The following is an 18,236-nucleotide window of genomic DNA, read 5'->3' as shown; positions in this document are numbered from 1 at the left end:
CAGTCTGGAAAGAAATGAATAAAGAATATGGATATTGTGGCAGCAGTCTAAAACTTTATAATAACAACAGTTACTTTTTTGAAGAGTTTTGCGACGGCGTAAAATTCAGTTTTTCTATGGGAACATGGAAGAGAAGAAATGATAAGGTTAAACTTAAGCCCATATCTCAGAACTCCATCACTTTAGAAATAATTAAATCTGATAAATCTGAAAAACCGGGTATCAAAATACTCGACATAAACAATGAGCCCATTTACCAATTTGATTTTGTAGCATATCTACGAGAAATTCCCATGAAAGAAGTGGTTCAGGACCTGGATGAATATTTAGAATATTCTGAAGAAATAAAGATGACTGAGATCTCCCAACCATTACGGACTTATACTGACGGAAAGACTGGCACCTATAATATTTCAGAAAATCATAATATATTGGCTTATGATTATTACCTGATAACAGGTGAATATTTTGTCATAGATGGCCGTTATCTCTCCGGAAATTATTTTGAATTAAAAATCAATTTACCTAAAGAGATTTTTCAATATCAGAATTTGGATTATTTCGAGCTTCCTTCTAAAAAGATCAAACTGGAAAGTGAAAATTATTCCTTTATAAAGTAGGTATGAATTTAAAAGGAGAAAAACATGTGATTCAGATCTTTGACAATTCTTATGAATACACAAAGGAGTCCAGATCTTTTGAAGATCGTAAAGAACAACATGCCTGGAAAAAAGAGATAACTTCTTATTCCGGAAAATTAGACGGTGATACACTCTGGCTTAATAAGTCCCAGATAAAGAATTCAGAGTTAGATAAATCTGATTTCATTTTTCTGTTGGACCATAATTCCGATTCTATACAAGAAACCTTAGAGAAATTTGGTTATTTAGAACCTCATAAACTACAGGAGCTAAAGCAAGCTACCCAGTCACAAAAATTACGGATAATTAATGAAGCAGCATATAATATAGAACATGTCTTCTATTCTAAGCTTCTGAATTCTGCCTTTAAATGGAAGTCTTTCAGGTTTTATTTTGAACAGATGCCAGTTATTGACCTGAACTATGACGAGTTCAAATTAGGCAAACCCAGCCGGGATAATTTCACGATTTGTTCCTTTGAAAAGAACATTCCTACAGAGATCAAAATAAATGGAAAGCGTGATATGAGCCTGTTTGGAAGAAGAGAAAGAACTTATCATGAAATGAATATCATTTTTAATTATCTTGGAACTGCTAACTCCCTGAAAGAAACCAGCGAGCCTATCATTAAAAAGATCCCTTCACCAGAAAAAACTATCAATTTATTGAAGACATTATACTAATGAAATCCTGGTTATCTAAAACTATACTTTCTCTAATAATTTTGTCATTTTTCACTTCTAATTTAATTAGCCAGAAAAATGAACCGGGCTTTGAGCGGATTTCTGAAATGATTGATGAAAAATCCAACTCCTGTCCAGAGTTTGAAAATTTGAATGAACAAAGGGAAGAATCTATTCCTGAATTCAAAGGGTCGAAACGACAAATAGATAGCCTGGTTCGTATATATCAAAATGCTATTTTAGGAAATGCCGAGGCGCAGTATAGATTAGGCAGGACTTATTACACGGGAAAGTTTATTGAACAATCTTACTATAAGGCAGCCCAGTTTTACGCAAAAGCTGCCGGGCAACGTCACAAGAAGGCAGCTTATGAAATGGCGATGCTGGTAGAATCAGATTATCCACATGACCAGATGTTAATGACCCGATACTTAATCTTAGGTCTTGAGGACAGAAAGCAGGAGTTGACTGAAGATACACTTTGGATAAAAGGAAATGAATATTTTGAGTTGGAAAAATATGATCTGTCTTCAGCCTATTTAAAAAGACTTCTGGAGAAATATTTATAGATCTGCTATGCTAAAAAAATATACTCTTATCTGTCTGGCCCTGGTTTGTTTTAATACACAAGCTCAGTCTACAACTCAAAATGAATGGGATAGAAATCTGAATGTTCTGGCAGAAACCCTACCAATGTTTGACATCAAAATTTATGAAAGCTCAAATCCGAATATCGCCATTAAAATTAAAAATTATAGTATTGAAGATGATTTTTTAGTGGTAAGCGTATGGGAACGGGCTACAAGAAAAAGTAATAGATCTGTTTTCGATTTAAGATGTCTTACTGATGTAGATTTAACCTGCGAGACCTCATGCTCTCTTACATTAATTTTTGATGGTGCAGTAATACCCGATATAAATAACGATAAGACTCGAATTATACTTTCAAATTGTGAAGTAGTATCGAAAAAAGGCTGTAATAGGATTACCTGGAGTCAGGAGGATAATTTTGTTAAAACAGCGAAGCAAGCGTTTCAAAAAATAATCAAGTCAAATTAGTGATTATTAAAATTAATTATCTAGTTAATTGAAATGGCCCTATTTACTAGTCTTATCTAAATTAATAAGCCTAAAATTTCATAGCGCGAATTAAATCTCTTCTAATTCCAAGTAAAATATATTGGAATTACCCTCTCTTGATTTATAGCTGATTTTATAGGTTTTATCACCTTCTATCTTCATGTTATTATTAAAATACCCAAATAAAATTGAGCGTTTTTTATCCTTAGAAAGTATGGATTTAGATATGAGTTCTATCCTATGCTCTCCAGCTGGCAAATAGACTGAATTATGATATCTCGTTTTCTTTTTATTCATTCCAAAAATTTCAGGCTCTTTATCATCGACCTTTATGTATAATTCTTCGTAGACCTGTAGACTTCCCAAGGTTCGGGTAAAATCAACCTCGAATAACTCTTCTTCTGATTTCTTATTCTCCTTTTCAGAATCTTCTTTAAAAACATCGGCCCACGCAAAATATCCCAGACTAGCCGAATTGTATTTTAACCAGCCATAACCATTATCTCCCCAATCTGTCCCCCATGAGTTTTTGATCAACCAAGCTCCCTTAGTATCATCCCAACCAATTATAGCTACAGCATGGTCTATTATTTCAGAATTACTTGCTTCTATAACACCTGTACCATCATGATTCATGAATGATGTATTACGTGAAAATAATGCCGCAGAAATAGCTCCATGTTTTACTAGAGACTTTTTGACTTCAGCAATACTGCTTCCATGAGGTAAGGTTCCCCAGTTGGCAATCTTAACATCAGATTCAGGTGCTATTACGCAACCCGATTTATTTTGATGATAGGGCAATTCCAATTCATCGTTTACGCCTTTGTCATTGTAAGCTAACCATTCAAAAACTTTAAAATACCACCCTCCCGTACATCCATTATTGGGTGAGCAATTGACTAATTGCTGTTCAGAAAGATCCAGTTCCTTATTATTCAATAGTTTGTAACTGGACTCAATACTCGCCAGACTTGTAAAAGCCCAGCAAGAACCACAGGAACCCTGATCCTTAACTTTGGTTACTCCATTTATTTCCCTGAGATCAAATCGCGCAGCATTCGGATCGCCGAATTCTGTTTTAGACCGTGCATATAGTTTTTCTCCATCTCCAATAAAGGAGCTTTTTAATTGTATGCTTTTATCGTAATCTTCCTTACTGGGTTTAATGAGCCCCCTTCCTTTATCCTGAGAATAGATAGCAATGGAAATAAGGCTTATTATTACAAATGTTAGAAGCTTTTTCATATCTCTGTTATTTGACTCTAATCCAATATTTCTTATAAGTCTCAGCTGTATCAGCAGTTTTCGAAAAAGAACGTTTTTTTAGGAATTCTAATTTATACAATCCTTTTCTAGACGCCTGAAATTTATATTGCTTTGAATATTCAGTAAAACCTGTGGAATCGGTTTTAGGGATATCGGTTGAGTCTATTAATTTGACATCAGTATTCCCGGGAAGATAATTCCAGGTATATCCACCCACCCCGTCTTTATCAAGTTCTATGGTAAAGTTTTTCTTATCTACTGTTACAACCTTACAGGAGTAAGCTAAACCGACAAATAAGAGAATGAAAAAAATTTTACTTTTATCCATAATCCTCTATTTCATCATTACTCCCTTCATTCAAGTCATTGATTCTCTTAAGAAACTCCTCGGTACCATCATTAGAAGCTATATCTTTTGAAGAATTGTATTCATCCGTCTCCGCCTCTCCATCATTTAAACCTGAAATTATATCTTCTGTTTCTGCAAAATCATCTAACTCAACATATTCAAATTCCTCTGTCTCATCATCGGGTATTAAATCATCAATTGTTATCTCATCAATTTCCTCTTCCTCATCAGATTCATCACCTGTATTATCTTCAGACTCATCTTTGTCTTCAAATTCGAAATCATCCAATCCTCCATTATCATTATCTTCATCTCTTATCTTAGTGAATTCAAAATTGGAGTTCTCCTGTATTCTCTCAGAGATTGAAGCTCTTTCTTCCTCTGACAAACTATCCCATTCTTCTTTGGTTAGGGTATGATATGAATTTCCTTTCCAGTTAAAAAAGCCTTCCTTACCCACTTCATTTCTTGCTGACTCATAAGCTTCTTTAAAACTCATCTCTTCATTTATCCCTGTAGCAAATTTCATACTTGTAGGGATTTCAACATCGATACAGCCCTCTTCCGTATTTCCTTCTATTTCATTCTGTCTACTCTCTTTACCGTCGTCGATATTCGTAAATTCTTTTCGTGAATTAGCAGGTATGACGGCACTTATATTGATTCCGCTTACAAAACCCAAAAAGAAAGACAACGGAAGTTTACCCTTTTTCAGTTTTTGTAATTGTTTTTTGCTAATACCTTTAACTAAAAAATTTCTTTTTTGGCCCTTCGTTTCACCCATCGCTTTAATTTTATTGAACGTTTATAACGGTATTCCCTGCTAATATTTCATCTCCAATTTCCACGTACACTACATCACTATTATTAACCTTATTCCCATTTAGGAATGTTCCGTTCGAACTCCCAAGATCTTCTAACGTAATTTTCATTTCACCTTTTGACTTGAAAATTGTAAAAAGGCCATGCTCCCTTGATATGAATGGATCGTTAATAATAAGGCATTCATCAAGCTCCTCATTGGAAGCATTTGGGTTTCTCCCAAACAAAACCTTGTAACTTTCCTGCTTTTGGGTCAGATGAAAATCAAAAGTGTCTTTTGACCTGATAGTGAACTTTTCTGGTGAAGACTTCTTTGAGTCCTTGGTAAGAATAACGGTTCCACTCTGCTCTTTTGCTTTAACTGGCGGAAGATTTAATTTCATTTTATTTCCGCAGGATTCACATTGGATTAATTTTTTAATCCCCTCTTCCAGCCACTCCTTCTTGATAGGAATGACTGAACCACATTTCTTACATTTAAATGATGCCATTTATAACTTAATAATTAATTAGCCCAGGTACATTTACACTTTGGGCAATTCTTTTTGGACCGCCAGTATTTCCAACTTTTTCCAGCCAGCTCCATATTGCACTTAGGACAGGAAAATGCACTCATGAATTCCACAGTAAGATCTTCAATTCTATTCCGTAATCTATCCTCAGACATTGAAAGTGTTGAAATTACTGTTCCTATTAAACCTATTGCCCCCATAAGATAAATCCTATATTCTCGTGGTGTGAACTGAGCTACTACGAGCATAATTCCAACGGTTACAGCAAGTCTTAGCGCAGCAGATTTGATCTTAAAAAACTTATTTGCTTTATCTTTATCTTTTTGAAACTTTCTTTCAAGAACCTGCAGTTCCATAAATTCCTCAGAAAAATCTGTTCGCTTTTCATGAATAAAAGCTTTGATCTTTTCAAAAAACTCTTCGGTCTGGACCTCCTTATCCCCGAAAACGATCTTATCCTTTTTGGAAAGTTCTTTTTTAGCTACTGCCTGTCCATTAATATAGGTTCCATTCGTCGAATTCAGATCTTCAATGGTATAGGACTGGTAATCATCACTAATAGATACCTTGGCATGTTCACCACTTACAGAAGGACTGGCTAGGTGAAGATCATTTTTACTATTTCTTCCTATATAAAAAGTCATTATTTATTGGTAATAATGCCTTGGCTTCCAACAAAGCATAACCGGCATTTTAATTTTCAATTCTTCCTCTGAGCCATAAAATTTTCCGTATACATACATATACCCAATTTGTCTTCCGCCATCGTTATATTTCTCATTATGTCCTGCCCAGGCAATCCCCGTTCTATGCATTCCTTGTTTTTCCTGTAGAACATTACAAGGCCAATACTGGGCATAACTAACCCCATCACTTTCTACTTTAAGTGGCCAAATTTGTACACCGGTTGTTGAATTCCCCATTTCATATTGGATATTAACCGCCCAGCTGTGGGTATAATCACTAAATACGAGGGGCATCGAATCTACATTTCGATCACCATCATTCACGTAAAGCTTATTTCCCTTATTAGATTCATTTAATTGATAATACTTATTATTTTCAATATCTGAAATCACCTGTAAGTAAGTTTTTGCTTTATCATCTCCTGCATTAGCGGCCTCTCTAAAGAGTCTTTTCGCCTTATTTTGGTCTTGGGAAACACCACCAACTCCAAACAAATAGAACTCCCCTAACTCACGTTTCCCCCAACGATTACCTTTATTAGCAGCTTTTTCATACCACTCTCTGGCCTTTTCCCAGTTATAACCTTTTTCTTCTGTGTTACCATAAATATTTCCTATATAGCACATGGCATCTGTATGTCCCTTATCTGCCGCCTTCAAAAACCATTCGAAGGCCTTAGACTTGTTTTTGGCAAAGCCCTTTCCTTCATAATAAAGTTGACCTAGATTATACGCACCCCATTCATCTCCATTATTATATGCTCTTTCAAACCACTCTGCAGCTTTACCGTAATCCATATTTACCCCTTCGCCGTTTTCATACATAACCCCAATAGTATTCATGGACTCCCCATTACCCTTGTTGGCCGCCATTTTAAAATAATCCATGGCTTTTTTATAATCTCTAAACACATGCTTACCGTTTCTATAGAGTTTCCCTAGATTATTCATTGCAATAGCATGACCTTTCTCTACAGCTTTTAAATACCAATCGACTGCTTTTTCTACATTTTTATCAACACCCTGACCCTCTATATACATAACGCCAATATTATTCATAGAAACACCATTACCTTCATTAGCGGCTTTTAAAAACCACTCCATTGCTCTCCCGTAATCCTTTTTTACATAATAGATAAACCCAATATTACCGTACCCTTTGTTGTTCCTATGCTTACCGGCTTTCAAATACCAGTCAATAGCATTAGAATCACTTTCTTTTAAATAGTATCCATTATCATACATTTTACCTATCATAAACTCAGCCTCTGCATGCCCTAAATTTGCTATCTGAATAAATTTCTCGTAGGCCTCTTTATACTGGTTAGCCTCATAAAAACTTTCTCCCTCTTCATATATTTGCTTTTGCTCGGCCAAGCTTAATTTACCGGATGTTTTATCCTTTTCATTAATAGAATTCTCTTCTTTATTCTTCTCGTCCTCTTTTTCTGAATTATCAGCTAAAGCCTCTTCTTCAGAATTTTCCGTAAAAGAAGCCATCCAGTTACCTTCCTCATTGATATAAAAAACACTATCCTGAGTCTGGACTTTAGCCCGTCCATTACTGAAATTATCAGCCATCACATATGCCGGTTCAATCACAACCTGATCTTCTATTTTATATCCAAAAAGGCTATCTTTTTTGAACAACACTGGAGTTTCTGCTATTTTCTTTGATGATTCCTCTACCGGTTCCGAATTGTCCATAAAAGTAAATCCATAAGTCACCGCCATTGCCGCTATCAATCCGGCTGCGACTCCTATCCAGACTTTCTTATTGCTCTTTTTTGGTTTGGGAATCGTTGTCTTTTGTTCAGCTTTCTTTTCTTCACTTTCTTTAGGACCTGTTTCTTTCTGGATCTTTGCGGGTTCAGGCTTTTCAGGTTTTGCTTCTTCCTCACTCTCCAGCTTAGGTTCATTGCTAAATATCTGCGTAGCATCATTATCAGCCTGGGGAAGGATCTGTGTAGCAGAAGTATCTTCTATTATAGAATCTCCTTTCAGGATCTTAAGTAATTCTTCGGCATCCTTAACCCGCTCGTTCATGTCACGCTCCAAACAGGCTGCCACTACCGCTGGCCAGTTTCCAGTAAGTTCTTTTAATTTGGCTGAATAATCTTCATGTAAGATCTTTTTGGAAACTTCATTCTGCCATTCAGCACTGGCCGAAGTACTTCCCTCTACCTGGAATAAGGCTTTCCCGGTAAATATTTCATAAGCGATTGCACCAAAACTCCAAAGATCCGTATTAAGCTTTAAAGGCTGACCCTTGATCTGCTCCGGGGAACAATATTGTAGTGTACCGCCTGCAAAACTGTTAGTGAACCTCGAGGCTTTACTATCTGCATTCGCCTGTTTACTTAAACCAAAATCCGTGATTTTTGGAATCAGTTGCCCTCTGCGGTCTACCACCAGGATGTTGCTTGGTTTTAGGTCTCGCTGTACGATCTTATGTTTATGCAAGTGAGCGATTCCATCGAGTATCGCCAAAACAAGTTTTTCTTTTTCCTCAAAACTTAAAGACTTCTTAGAAAGAAAACTATCCAGGTTACCCAGAGGATAGTATTGCATGATCGCATAGTCAAAAACCCCATTGAAGGATTCAAAAGTGTGCACCTCCTCGTAATTAGCAATATTCGCATGTGGAGGAAGTTTCTCAATGGCCTTAAACTCTTCTCGTAACGAAAACTCTTTATCTCCCGAGATCCTAACTTCAGATACCTTGACCGCCACCTCACGATCCAAAACGGTGTCGTAAGCCTTATAAACCGTTCCGAAACTCCCGCCACCTACCTTATCTTCGCGGACATTGAAATTATAGCGGTTGAAGAATTCCTTTTCTGTCATAATAATTATTAATTTTTATTGGACAGCAAGGATCTAAACCAACCTTTTACGGAAGGCGTTATACTTCTTCCCTTATTATCCATTGATAATGATTTAAGAGTCTCCCATTCCAGGGCCTCTGTATTATTTATCTTAAAATCGCCTTTTTCGACCTCTAGAATAATGGCCGTATTATTATCTATACTTTCAGCTTTACAGATCTCTTCAACCTGTTTACCCAAATCATGAAGGGAAATATCTTTCCTGGTAAGCAATTCAATTATTTCATGGTCTGTAAAAGCTTCAAGTACACCATCTGAACAAATTAAGAGTCTGTCACCCGGCTTAATGTCAGAAATTAACTTGATCTCCGGATCGGGAATATTTTCCTTTTCCGAATTCTTTAATGCTTTATATATTCTATTATTCATAGGATGAGAGCGACCTTCATCACGTGTGATATCACCATTCTTAACGAGTTCTGCCACCATTGAATGATCCCAGGTATGCCAAAAGATCTTTTTAGTAGGCCTCACTAAAAATATTCTACTATCTCCTATATGAAAACTAAATATTCCTAACTCCGGGTTGCAAAAAATTCCTGCAACTGTAGTTGCAGTCCCATCATATTCGGGATTTTTATGGATAATTTGGTTTAGATCTAGAACACTATTAATTATTGCCTCTTTGATCTCGGAAGCTGCATTAATTGGCTGATCATAGTTACTCACTAAATAATCTGAAATTGAGGAACTGGCTACTTCCCCACGGTTAGCACCTCCCACACCATCGCACACAACATATAGATTAGATCCTAGCCGGTAGGCGTCTTCATTATTAGTTTTTTTACCAATATGGGTAAAGGAGTAGGTCAGCATTTACCAAATATAAAAATTATTCTTAATTATTTGTTAATGTGTAGTTTTCCAATACAATTCAAATGAATTAATTTTTAAAAATCTGCAATAAAGCATTTGAAGATCTTGAATTAACCTCCAAAGCCTATCCCAACACTGAAATAAACTTCTTCATCAATATAAGCTGCTCCGCCTTTTAGCGCCATACTTCCAAACTGAACACCTAAAGCAGCTTCGGGAAAGGTAATACCCACTTTCATCCGCTTTATCTAGCCTCTACCGGCCAGGTTGGCGTTAAGGATGCATAAAAAGTGTGAATATTAAGTCCTTCAGGATCTAAACTAAATTCAGGTTTGATATTTACCTTTTCATTTTCTCCCAGTTTCAGCTTTATAAATTTCCTTTTTTCGGAAATTTGATCGAATACCAGGAAATAAGTTAGGTTATGAGAGAACCGATTTCTACATTCGATCTCGTAAAAATATCTATCGTCTTCCTTCTCAATTTTCTTATATCTCATTTCCAGTTCTTCAAAAACCTGATCCGATTTCCAGGAGCTCCACTCTCCACTATTCTGGGATTGCGCACTCTGCAAAAAAAGAATCGTGAACATTAAGAATAAACCTGTCTTTAAAAATTGCATGTATTAAAATTTAAATTAGTATTTGTCGTCTAACGGTCTTCATCATTTGATTGACCGAATTTGTAAAAATCAACGATCCTCCTAAATCTCTCGATCACGAAATGAAGGACGTGTAAATTACCCTGGAATAGATCTATTTGTTCATACATCAAAGAATAGATAGGAGGATCCAGTGTAGACACATGAAGATTAAGCACATAATCATCATGTGTAATAGAATCTATTTGCTTCAAAGGGATTTTAAGTTCACTTGGATTAGACCTCCCATAATGATAAACCGTTAATTCCGCTTTTTGTGGGCTGTTTCCATTGTGAATATAGATAGAATCCATGAGTATGGATTCCACCCGCGTTCCTTCGAGCCAATTTTCGACCTTTGAAAACAAGACTCTCTGGCTGTTTAGGTATTCAATATCTTTCTCTATTTCTTCCCAATCAAGACTTTGGGTCAAGCCTGAAATAGGTAAAAGGAATAGTAGACTAGTAATTCTTATATCAAACACTAATAATAGTCTTTACAATAAGTATGAAATTTATATGAGATATCTGTAAAAGGGCTAGTTTCATAAAAAGTTCCAAACCCATTTTTATAGACATACTCATTCATTTTTTTCTTCAACCATGCATATTCGTTCTTGATATTTTGATCAGTTGTACTTTCTTTATATAGCACACGATTTTCCATATATTTCCCCTCTCCTTCATGATAGCCGGCAAAACTAGCAGCTTTGACTTTGCATTTCGAACCGTTAGCAGCATTATAATTAGACATCGCGGAGTACATTTCAGCACAACCAGATAATGTAATTGAAACTAAAATTGCTATTAAAATTGGAAGTAAACTTCTCATAAATCTGTTTTATTCTCGGACTTCTTTTTCACTCCTAATTCTTAATCCCAAGAATTTTATTTAGGATTAGGTTCTTGAAAGCTAAAAACGAGTTACCCCATATTTTCTGGCATTTGATTTAGCTTCTGCAGAAAATTCTCTGATTTTTCCTAACCTTCCTTCGTACCTAGGATGATAATCAAAAAAGTCTGTTTTTTTCTCTAATTCTTTATCATTCCACATTTCTTCCATCACATCAGGATTAAAACCGGCAATGGCCATTAAGCTTAAACTAAATTCATCTACATTCATCTCCTCATCATCACTAAAACTGTATTTATTATCGAGATGAAATTTTGAAAGGCTTAACTCTGTGGAGTCATAAAATACATGGCCAAGTCCATGCGCAATCATCCAGGCCAATTCATTTGCCGTATCTAAAACACCAAGCAACTCTTTGGAAATCAACACCTTTCCACCTGGAAACACCATAAAATCCTTGTCTCCCTCATTCATTTTCACAACATTGAATTCCCAATCAAAAAGGGGAAGTAACTCTTTAGATCCATTCGCCACAAACATTCGATCCACAGCAGTTTTGACTTCTTCACCAACTTGTTTGAGCCAAATACTTTCTGGTCCATTATATACCTCGTACTGCTGAAGATACTTTTCATATATGGCATCAGAATTATTTAAATATGTGATAACCTCTTCTCCTTGAGAGCTTGCATTACTGGTAATAATTAAGCAGAGGAGAAATAAAGATCTTTTAATTTGTTTCAGAAACATATGATTTATAAAAATTTAAAAAAGTACATTTAAGAAATAGAGATTTTAAAGAAGCATTAGAATATTACTCTTCACTTCTAATATTCAATTCTTTGGGGAGCAATATACAACTCTTAATAAATTCTTAAAATACCTCTTTCGGGGTATTGCTTCAAACACCTATATTCGTAATTTTTGAAAACTCAATCCTAACCAAGTAAAACCTGTGAACGAGCTTAACTTTTCAATCACTTCAAACCTTTCTCCTGAAATTATTGAGTCAAAGAAAAGGGCATTTAAGTCAAGTTTACTGAATGAAAAAGCCACAATCATTGACAATAAAAGCACTCATGTTGTTGTTAGAAATGGAAATGTTTGTTTAGGGGCGTTAACGGTTTCACATGCGCATGAAATCTTACAAGCATGGTCACAAGGTAAAATATCTGCAAAAAAAGACACGTTATTTTTATCCAGGGGATTTATAATTCAAAATCCTGATTATAGAAAAAGGGAGATCTTCAAATTACTTATGCTTAATTCTCTCAATTTTTATAATAACAAAACCATTCTAACTTCTGTTAGACCATATAAAAAAGGAGTTCAGGAAGTAATTGAAATATTTGGATTCAAGGAATATGGTTCTATGCAATCCTATCATTCTATAGAAAATAACTCTGTAGAATTAATACTCTTTAAACTTGAAAATTATAATCTAGATTTTGAACAAAAGAAAAGCGAAATTCTATCTAATATACAACCAGCGTTTTAGACACTGGAAAGAAAGATTAAATATGCTTTCAGATGCAGCCGTTGAGCAAAATATTGAACCTGTCAAATTAGAGTCTGAGTATTTTGATTACAGCAAATTGGATGAATTGGAAGCTGGTCCAGGTGATATGTTTTACAACGTTACCCCTTTTTCTCATGAAATAGAGAATATTCTAATTTCAAAAGAAATTAAAAGTTTCTTTATCAATCCTAATATTCAGAATTATATCTTTTCTACCCATCAGCTAGATCTATCTTTGATCTCTGCCAATATTCCGGTACCGAAGACTATCTTAAAGGGTTCCAACAAAAGGGAATTACTGCAAAACTATGTAGATTACCTGGGAGGTTTTCCTCTTATCTTAAAAGTTACTGGTGGAACTTTAGGCGTGGGCGTTATAAAGGTTGAATCGTGGGAAAACCTGATTTCAACGGCCGACATGCTCTCTTCAAAAAGTATTCATTTTCAGTTGAAACAATATATCCCAAATAATGGCACTATAAGAGCTATTGTAGTTGGTGATAAGGTAGTTTGCAGCATTATTAGGCTTAATCCAGAAAATGATTTTAGATGTTCCGCTCCTGGTAAGTCTTCTATAATTGAGATTTATAATTGCTCAGAAGAGTTAGAGAAGTTGGCTATTAAAGTTTCTCAAGCCGTAAAATTTGAATTTGTTGGAATAGATTTTATTCAGGATATAGATGGGAAGTATTATGTCCTTGAAGTGAATTTCCCAAATGATTTCAGCATACCCGCAAATTTCACCGGAGTTAATGTAGCTAAATATGTAGTAAATCATCTGAATGAAAAATAACCCAAAAATATTTTCACCCCTCCCTGGTTTTACTCATCTGGTTGCCAGTACTCAGTTATTGATCAAAGAGGTTCTTTCTCGTGGTGGTACTGTGGAAGTACTGGACGACCAGTATAATTTGATTGAAATTACTATTGATAATAAGATTTTTAAAATATTAGGAACTACCTATACACATACCCATTCACTTTTAAACCATATATTATGCAATAACAAAAGGTTGTGTAAAGAAAACCTAAAAAGGGAAGGTTTTCAAACTCCGGCATTCCAAATTTTCCGAAAAGAAGATCAGTTTAAGGATCTAAGGTTGAAATTCCCCATCGTTTTGAAACCACTGGAAACTAATCATGGTATTGGTATTTATGTAAATATTCAGTCCGAGGAAGATTTTTTAACTTCCATAAGTGAACTTTTAAGCAAATACAATGAGATAATGGTAGAAGAGTTTATTGATGGACCAGAATATCGGTTTCTTGTCATAGAAAGAAAATTAATAGGAGTTATTCAAAGGATTCCAGCCAATCTGAAAGGTGACGGTATCCATTCATTATCGGAATTATTACAAAGTAAAAACAAAGATCGTGGAAATGATTATACCAAACCTTTGATGAAGATATCAGAGCAGGATTTTCAGAAATATTTAGAAAACTCACAATTGAAAAGTGACTATATTCCTGCCAGAAATGAAATCCATCAGATATGTAAAATCAGTAACCTGAGCAAAGGTGGCGATAGCATTGACGTAACGGAAGAGATAAGCCTTCATCATAAACAATTAGCTATTGACATTTGTGAAAAGTTTGATCTCCCGTTTGCCGGAATAGACATCATCATCCCTGACCTAAACAAGAATTACTATGAGGTTCTGGAAATCAATGAAAGACCAATGATTAGTATGCATAGTTATCCCTATAAAGGAATAAACCGGCGTGCCGAGAAATATTTATTGGAGCACCTTCTAAAAAACTAAATTATGACTATAGGATTTTTTTTAATTCTTAGCCTTTTCTCAAATCCCGGAGAAGAAGCTTTTTGTACCTGCCGCCCGCCAGTAGAAATCAATATGGAAGAAATTGAGGACTATGCCCTTATTTTCCGCGGAGTAGTTCAAAAACTGGATACTGTAGATCAGCAAAGACAGATCACCTTTAAGCTCAAAAAGATTTATAAAGGTGATCTGGAAACCGACTCCGTTAGTGTTTCAACCTCGCTCGATCTATCTATGTGCGGTCTCAATATTGGCACCGAAGGAGAGTGGCTCTTGTTCGCCTATAAAGACGACACCGGTTCATATTCCACAAATTCCTGTACACGTTCCGGAATTATTGATTCCTACCTGGATCATATAAAACAAAGGGTAGAAGACGACCTGGTGTTTCTGGAAAATCTTAAAAAGTAATTCATGGCCATATGTATAACTTCAGCCGCATCTTATATTCCGGAGGAAATCATTACAAACAAGGATCTTTCTAAAAGGTTCAACCAAAAGTTTGATGTTGAAGAATGGATACTTCAAAAAACAGGTGTTGTTGAGCGAAGAAAATCAAATCTCAGTCCTTCGAAACAAGGTTTTTTAGCCGCAAAAGATTTATTGGAAAAGGACGGCAACGACATTGACTTTATCATAGTTAATACTTTTACAGGAGATTATACCTTACCCCAAACTGCCACTTTAATTCAGGAGAAATTAGGATTAGACCAGGCCTTTGCTTTTGAAATAAATATGCCTTGTGCTGGTCCTGTCTACGCATTATCAATCGCTGAAATGTTCTTAAAATCTGGCAGATATAGTAAAGGCTTATTAATTGGCGTAGACAAAATGCTTGATGCGATAGATCCAGAAGATTTTTTAATGAACGTTCTGTTCGGTGAAGGAGCTGGAGCTCTTATTGTTGAAAAGAAGGAAAGTATTATAAATAAAGGTATCATCGATTTTTATCTTGGTTCCTATATCGAGGGTGATGTAGGCGAAGACTATTCATTAAAGGTCTTGGCCGGTAAATCCAATTACCCCATCCAAAATTATACTCTAAATCAAAAAGATCATTTTCTTCAAATGGAGGGCAGAAAAGTCAAAAACTTTATATGCGAGAAATTAAATGAGTCTATCAACTGGCTACTCAGTAAGCATATAAAAACGGTTGATGATTTAGATTATATTATAACACACCAGGCGAACAAGGTTGTAATTGAAAAGTGCCTGAAAGATCAGGGTATCCCTTCAAGTAAAATTTTAAAAACTGTAGAATTTCTTGGGAATACTGGGTCAGGTTCAATTTACATTACTATTGCAGAGCATTTTGCAAGATTTTCTGAGAAAAATAAAAAAATTCTAATTTGCGGTATGGGAGGCGGACTTACATGGGGCGCAATTTTCTATAAGACATGATAGACTTTAAGCTTTTTACAAGTTCAATAGCAGATCTCAATAGAAGGGATCTAGAAGAAATAACCCACCTTTTACAGGATTATTATGAAGAGCCTACCGAACTTTTACTGTCCGAACTGAAAAAGAATAATCGTATCTATTATTACCGGAAAATAGGTGGAAAAATTGAAGCCTTTTTCATGACCGGATGGTCAGAAATGTCCTCAGAAAAGGAAGAAAGAGTTATAATCTATCTCGGTTTAAGCTGCGTTAATAATCAGTATAAAGAAAACAAATTAGGAAGTAAGCTGTATTATACTTTCACTAAGGAAGCCCTGCAACTCCAATCTAATTACTCAAATCCCATTCTTTTATTTGGAACAACAGCTACACCTGTAATTCTATTAACATTACCTAAGATCTGGGATAAAGTGGAACCCAATCTGGATGGATCATATTCTAAGCATGGTGAAAAAATAATCAGGCAAATACAAAAGGAACTCGATCTTGAAAAATTTTCGACTTACCATCCCTATGTTCTTAAAAAGATTGCAGTTAAAACCAGATATGCGGATTTCGAAAGAAGAAGGTTTAAGGATATATGTAAGAAGTTTGATTTAAGAACTTTTGAAATACTAGATATAGATGAAACACAAGGGGATAGAATGATGATTTTATGTAACCTCCCCTCTGAAATTAAATTTCAGGAATTAGAACGAAAATTATTCCCACAAATTCAGGATGCTTAAGTACATACTTTTTTTAGTTGTAATTTTTTTAGTAGCCGCCGACAACAACGGTATCGAAGCCTTAACCGATAAAGGTTATTCAAGCGGACTAATCATGTTATACCGGGGCCTTGGAGCACTTTGCGTTTTTCTGTTATTCGCTGTCTATCGAAAAAGCGACTTAAAACCAAAGAATTGGAAACCTCATATTTTGAGACTTATCATTAATGGACTCAGCGCCTGGTTTCTTATATACAGTTTTAAATTTCTTTCAGCCGGGACCGTGGCATTGTTTCAAAGAATGGATATCCCCTTACTAATCCTTATAGCGGTCTTCAGCAAAAATTACCGCAGCAGTCTTCAATTCTATTTGTCTATCTGGACCATATTTATCATAATCTTCTTTGTATTATCTGCTAATATCATTGATGAAGATCCCAAGGGCTTCTTGTATGTTGGTGCAAGCATTGTTTTATCAGCATTAAGCTTTTTTATTATCAAGAAACAGTCTGAAACCGAGGGTGGAATGTCTCTGGGCGTTTTATACCTGTCTGGCATCGTTATCTGGGGGGTAGGCATAACTTCCTACAGCGGGGCAGGACTGTCTGTGAGGATGGAAGACATGTGGTTATTCATTTTGAGTGGTGGCCTGCTCGCCCTGATCTCGATTTGCTCCATTATTTTATTTAAAAGATATCATGCTGAAAAGGTAAGACTCCCATTTGCCTTAGGCGCCCTGGCAACCTTAGGCCTTGAAATGATCATTGAAAATAAGGTTTTTACTGTTAGCCACATTGGTCTTAGTGTACTTCTAACCGGGATAATGATCACTATTTGTTTGAATCCGTCAGATCCTATTAAAATTTCAGGTAAGTAATAAAACGCTCTTGGACACACTAAATTTAAGAGAAGAAAAGATTGCTGAAGGAATTTCTATTAGGTTAGGAATTGAAGATGATATAGATCAAATTTTAGCTCTTCAGAACTATTGGTTAGCGAAGTCTGAGGATAATAAGAATGGATTCTTATTTGGAGCTCGATATAAAACATCCGAATTAAAGAGAATTATTGAAAATAATAATCTAATTCTTGCGAAGGTAAAAAATGAATTTGCCGGTTTTTTCCTCGTCGATGCAGACTCTGGAAATGAACTCACAAAAGCTTATCAAGTACAACTAAAAAGAAATTTACCAGATTTCAGTAAAAACTCGTGTCCTAGGGCTCAAATTGCGATGAAGCTTAGATGTTTACGGGATTTCCAGATTACTCACAAGTAATCTCATAAAGTTTTAGAAAACAATTAAGATGCGATTTACTAACACAATCTAAACATTGAAAAGCATTTAGAAAATGGTTGGGAAATTATAGATTAAATAAATGAATTCTTCGCACTGAGATTAAATATTAAATTTAAAAAGTAGATATAGTTATGAATTCTTATAAATACAAAACTTTAACAGATGATCAATTTTTAGATTATAAAAGCCAAATCATCGAGCTTCTTAATATTTATTATCAAAATCCAAAGGAGATTTTTGAAATGATATTTCCCGGAAGAATCTATATTACTGCATTTAAGGAAGAGAAAA

At 35.3% G+C, this 18,236-nt stretch carries 24 protein-coding genes; 12 read left to right on the top strand and 12 right to left on the bottom strand.

Translation table 11 applies throughout. The annotated features are described in order from the left end of the window. The first annotated feature begins 14 nt into the window (after nucleotides 1–14). The 4 genes from EZJ28_RS05815 (at nucleotide 15) to EZJ28_RS05800 (ending at nucleotide 2,383) form a co-directional block, all read left to right on the top strand. Nucleotides 15–620, top strand: coding sequence for a hypothetical protein (locus tag EZJ28_RS05815; protein WP_131395892.1), 606 nt, complete (start codon nucleotides 15–17; stop codon nucleotides 618–620). A 2-nt stretch (nucleotides 621–622) separates the two neighbouring features. Beyond that, complete coding sequence (locus tag EZJ28_RS05810; RefSeq protein ID WP_131395890.1) at nucleotides 623–1,324, top strand: hypothetical protein; 702 nt, start codon at nucleotides 623–625, stop codon at nucleotides 1,322–1,324. Between the two features lie 107 nt (nucleotides 1,325–1,431). Further along, complete coding sequence (locus tag EZJ28_RS05805; RefSeq protein WP_207388433.1) at nucleotides 1,432–1,893, top strand: SEL1-like repeat protein; 462 nt, start codon at nucleotides 1,432–1,434, stop codon at nucleotides 1,891–1,893. 7 nt (nucleotides 1,894–1,900) lie between these two features. After that, complete coding sequence (locus tag EZJ28_RS05800) at nucleotides 1,901–2,383, top strand: hypothetical protein (RefSeq protein WP_131395886.1); 483 nt, start codon at nucleotides 1,901–1,903, stop codon at nucleotides 2,381–2,383. 90 nt (nucleotides 2,384–2,473) lie between these two features. On the opposite strand, the gene EZJ28_RS05795 is transcribed toward EZJ28_RS05800, so the two are convergent. The 12 genes from EZJ28_RS05795 to EZJ28_RS05745 all read right to left on the bottom strand — a co-directional run bounded on the left by EZJ28_RS05795 (nucleotide 2,474) and on the right by EZJ28_RS05745 (nucleotide 11,989). Next, on the bottom strand, nucleotides 2,474–3,652 hold the full coding sequence (locus EZJ28_RS05795; protein ID WP_131395884.1) for a C1 family peptidase: 1,179 nt from the start codon (nucleotides 3,650–3,652) through the stop codon (nucleotides 2,474–2,476). A gap of 7 nt (nucleotides 3,653–3,659) precedes the next feature. Next, nucleotides 3,660–4,001 (bottom strand): protease inhibitor I42 family protein, encoded by a 342-nt coding sequence (locus EZJ28_RS05790; protein ID WP_131395882.1) that lies wholly within the window; start codon nucleotides 3,999–4,001, stop codon nucleotides 3,660–3,662. Next, nucleotides 3,994–4,716, bottom strand: a complete 723-nt coding sequence (locus EZJ28_RS05785) for a hypothetical protein (RefSeq protein WP_131395880.1) — start codon at nucleotides 4,714–4,716, stop codon at nucleotides 3,994–3,996. Before EZJ28_RS05785 ends, EZJ28_RS05790 begins: the two co-directional genes overlap by 8 nt. A 100-nt stretch (nucleotides 4,717–4,816) precedes the next feature. After that, nucleotides 4,817–5,335, bottom strand: a complete 519-nt coding sequence (locus tag EZJ28_RS05780) for an FHA domain-containing protein (RefSeq protein WP_131395878.1) — start codon at nucleotides 5,333–5,335, stop codon at nucleotides 4,817–4,819. 14 nt (nucleotides 5,336–5,349) lie between these two features. Beyond that, complete coding sequence (locus tag EZJ28_RS05775) at nucleotides 5,350–6,000, bottom strand: FHA domain-containing protein (protein WP_131395876.1); 651 nt, start codon at nucleotides 5,998–6,000, stop codon at nucleotides 5,350–5,352. A gap of 3 nt (nucleotides 6,001–6,003) precedes the next feature. Then, entirely contained in the window at nucleotides 6,004–8,889 is a 2,886-nt protein-coding gene (locus tag EZJ28_RS05770; RefSeq protein ID WP_131395874.1) for a protein kinase, read from the bottom strand. 8 nt (nucleotides 8,890–8,897) lie between these two features. Beyond that, nucleotides 8,898–9,746 carry a PP2C family serine/threonine-protein phosphatase gene (locus EZJ28_RS05765; RefSeq protein WP_131395872.1) on the bottom strand — a complete coding sequence of 283 codons (849 nt, stop codon included), beginning with the start codon at nucleotides 9,744–9,746 and terminating at the stop codon, nucleotides 8,898–8,900. 110 nt (nucleotides 9,747–9,856) lie between these two features. Further along, nucleotides 9,857–9,979 carry a hypothetical protein gene (locus tag EZJ28_RS16190; RefSeq protein WP_278248308.1) on the bottom strand — a complete coding sequence of 41 codons (123 nt, stop codon included), beginning with the start codon at nucleotides 9,977–9,979 and terminating at the stop codon, nucleotides 9,857–9,859. A gap of 11 nt (nucleotides 9,980–9,990) precedes the next feature. Next, nucleotides 9,991–10,368 (bottom strand): hypothetical protein, encoded by a 378-nt coding sequence (locus tag EZJ28_RS05760; protein ID WP_131395869.1) that lies wholly within the window; start codon nucleotides 10,366–10,368, stop codon nucleotides 9,991–9,993. Between the two features lie 29 nt (nucleotides 10,369–10,397). Further along, nucleotides 10,398–10,871: a hypothetical protein gene (locus EZJ28_RS05755; RefSeq protein WP_131395867.1), complete on the bottom strand. Its 474-nt coding sequence runs from the start codon at nucleotides 10,869–10,871 to the stop codon at nucleotides 10,398–10,400. After that, on the bottom strand, nucleotides 10,871–11,218 hold the full coding sequence (locus EZJ28_RS05750) for a hypothetical protein (protein ID WP_131395865.1): 348 nt from the start codon (nucleotides 11,216–11,218) through the stop codon (nucleotides 10,871–10,873). The genes EZJ28_RS05755 and EZJ28_RS05750 overlap by 1 nt, the downstream gene beginning before the upstream one ends. 81 nt (nucleotides 11,219–11,299) lie before the next feature. Continuing rightward, complete coding sequence (locus EZJ28_RS05745; RefSeq protein ID WP_131395863.1) at nucleotides 11,300–11,989, bottom strand: M48 family metalloprotease; 690 nt, start codon at nucleotides 11,987–11,989, stop codon at nucleotides 11,300–11,302. A 205-nt stretch (nucleotides 11,990–12,194) separates the two neighbouring features. On the opposite strand from EZJ28_RS05745, the gene EZJ28_RS05740 reads away from it, so the two are divergent. The 8 genes from EZJ28_RS05740 to EZJ28_RS05705 all read left to right on the top strand — a co-directional run bounded on the left by EZJ28_RS05740 (nucleotide 12,195) and on the right by EZJ28_RS05705 (nucleotide 17,924). Further along, nucleotides 12,195–12,737, top strand: coding sequence for a hypothetical protein (locus EZJ28_RS05740; RefSeq protein WP_131395861.1), 543 nt, complete (start codon nucleotides 12,195–12,197; stop codon nucleotides 12,735–12,737). Between the two features lie 22 nt (nucleotides 12,738–12,759). Beyond that, complete coding sequence (locus tag EZJ28_RS05735) at nucleotides 12,760–13,551, top strand: RimK family alpha-L-glutamate ligase (RefSeq protein WP_131395859.1); 792 nt, start codon at nucleotides 12,760–12,762, stop codon at nucleotides 13,549–13,551. Further along, complete coding sequence (locus EZJ28_RS05730) at nucleotides 13,541–14,521, top strand: glutamate ligase (protein WP_131395857.1); 981 nt, start codon at nucleotides 13,541–13,543, stop codon at nucleotides 14,519–14,521. Before EZJ28_RS05735 ends, EZJ28_RS05730 begins: the two co-directional genes overlap by 11 nt. Nucleotides 14,522–14,524: 3 nt before the next feature. Continuing rightward, nucleotides 14,525–14,950, top strand: coding sequence for a hypothetical protein (locus EZJ28_RS05725; protein ID WP_131395855.1), 426 nt, complete (start codon nucleotides 14,525–14,527; stop codon nucleotides 14,948–14,950). A 3-nt stretch (nucleotides 14,951–14,953) separates the two neighbouring features. Continuing rightward, nucleotides 14,954–15,940: a 3-oxoacyl-ACP synthase III family protein gene (locus EZJ28_RS05720; protein WP_131395853.1), complete on the top strand. Its 987-nt coding sequence runs from the start codon at nucleotides 14,954–14,956 to the stop codon at nucleotides 15,938–15,940. Between the two features lie 179 nt (nucleotides 15,941–16,119). Beyond that, nucleotides 16,120–16,668, top strand: a complete 549-nt coding sequence (locus tag EZJ28_RS05715; RefSeq protein ID WP_131395851.1) for a hypothetical protein — start codon at nucleotides 16,120–16,122, stop codon at nucleotides 16,666–16,668. Beyond that, nucleotides 16,661–17,524, top strand: a complete 864-nt coding sequence (locus EZJ28_RS05710; RefSeq protein ID WP_131395849.1) for a hypothetical protein — start codon at nucleotides 16,661–16,663, stop codon at nucleotides 17,522–17,524. Before EZJ28_RS05715 ends, EZJ28_RS05710 begins: the two co-directional genes overlap by 8 nt. 10 nt (nucleotides 17,525–17,534) lie before the next feature. Further along, nucleotides 17,535–17,924 carry a hypothetical protein gene (locus EZJ28_RS05705; protein WP_131395847.1) on the top strand — a complete coding sequence of 130 codons (390 nt, stop codon included), beginning with the start codon at nucleotides 17,535–17,537 and terminating at the stop codon, nucleotides 17,922–17,924. Nucleotides 17,925–18,236: the final 312 nt, after the last annotated feature.

The organism is Gramella sp. KN1008 (genome assembly GCF_004332155.1).
In the GTDB taxonomy this organism is placed as follows: Bacteria; Bacteroidota; Bacteroidia; order Flavobacteriales; family Flavobacteriaceae; genus Christiangramia.
The sequence above is the reverse complement of the archived record's forward strand: the minus strand, read 5'-3'. Positions and strand labels throughout refer to the sequence as shown.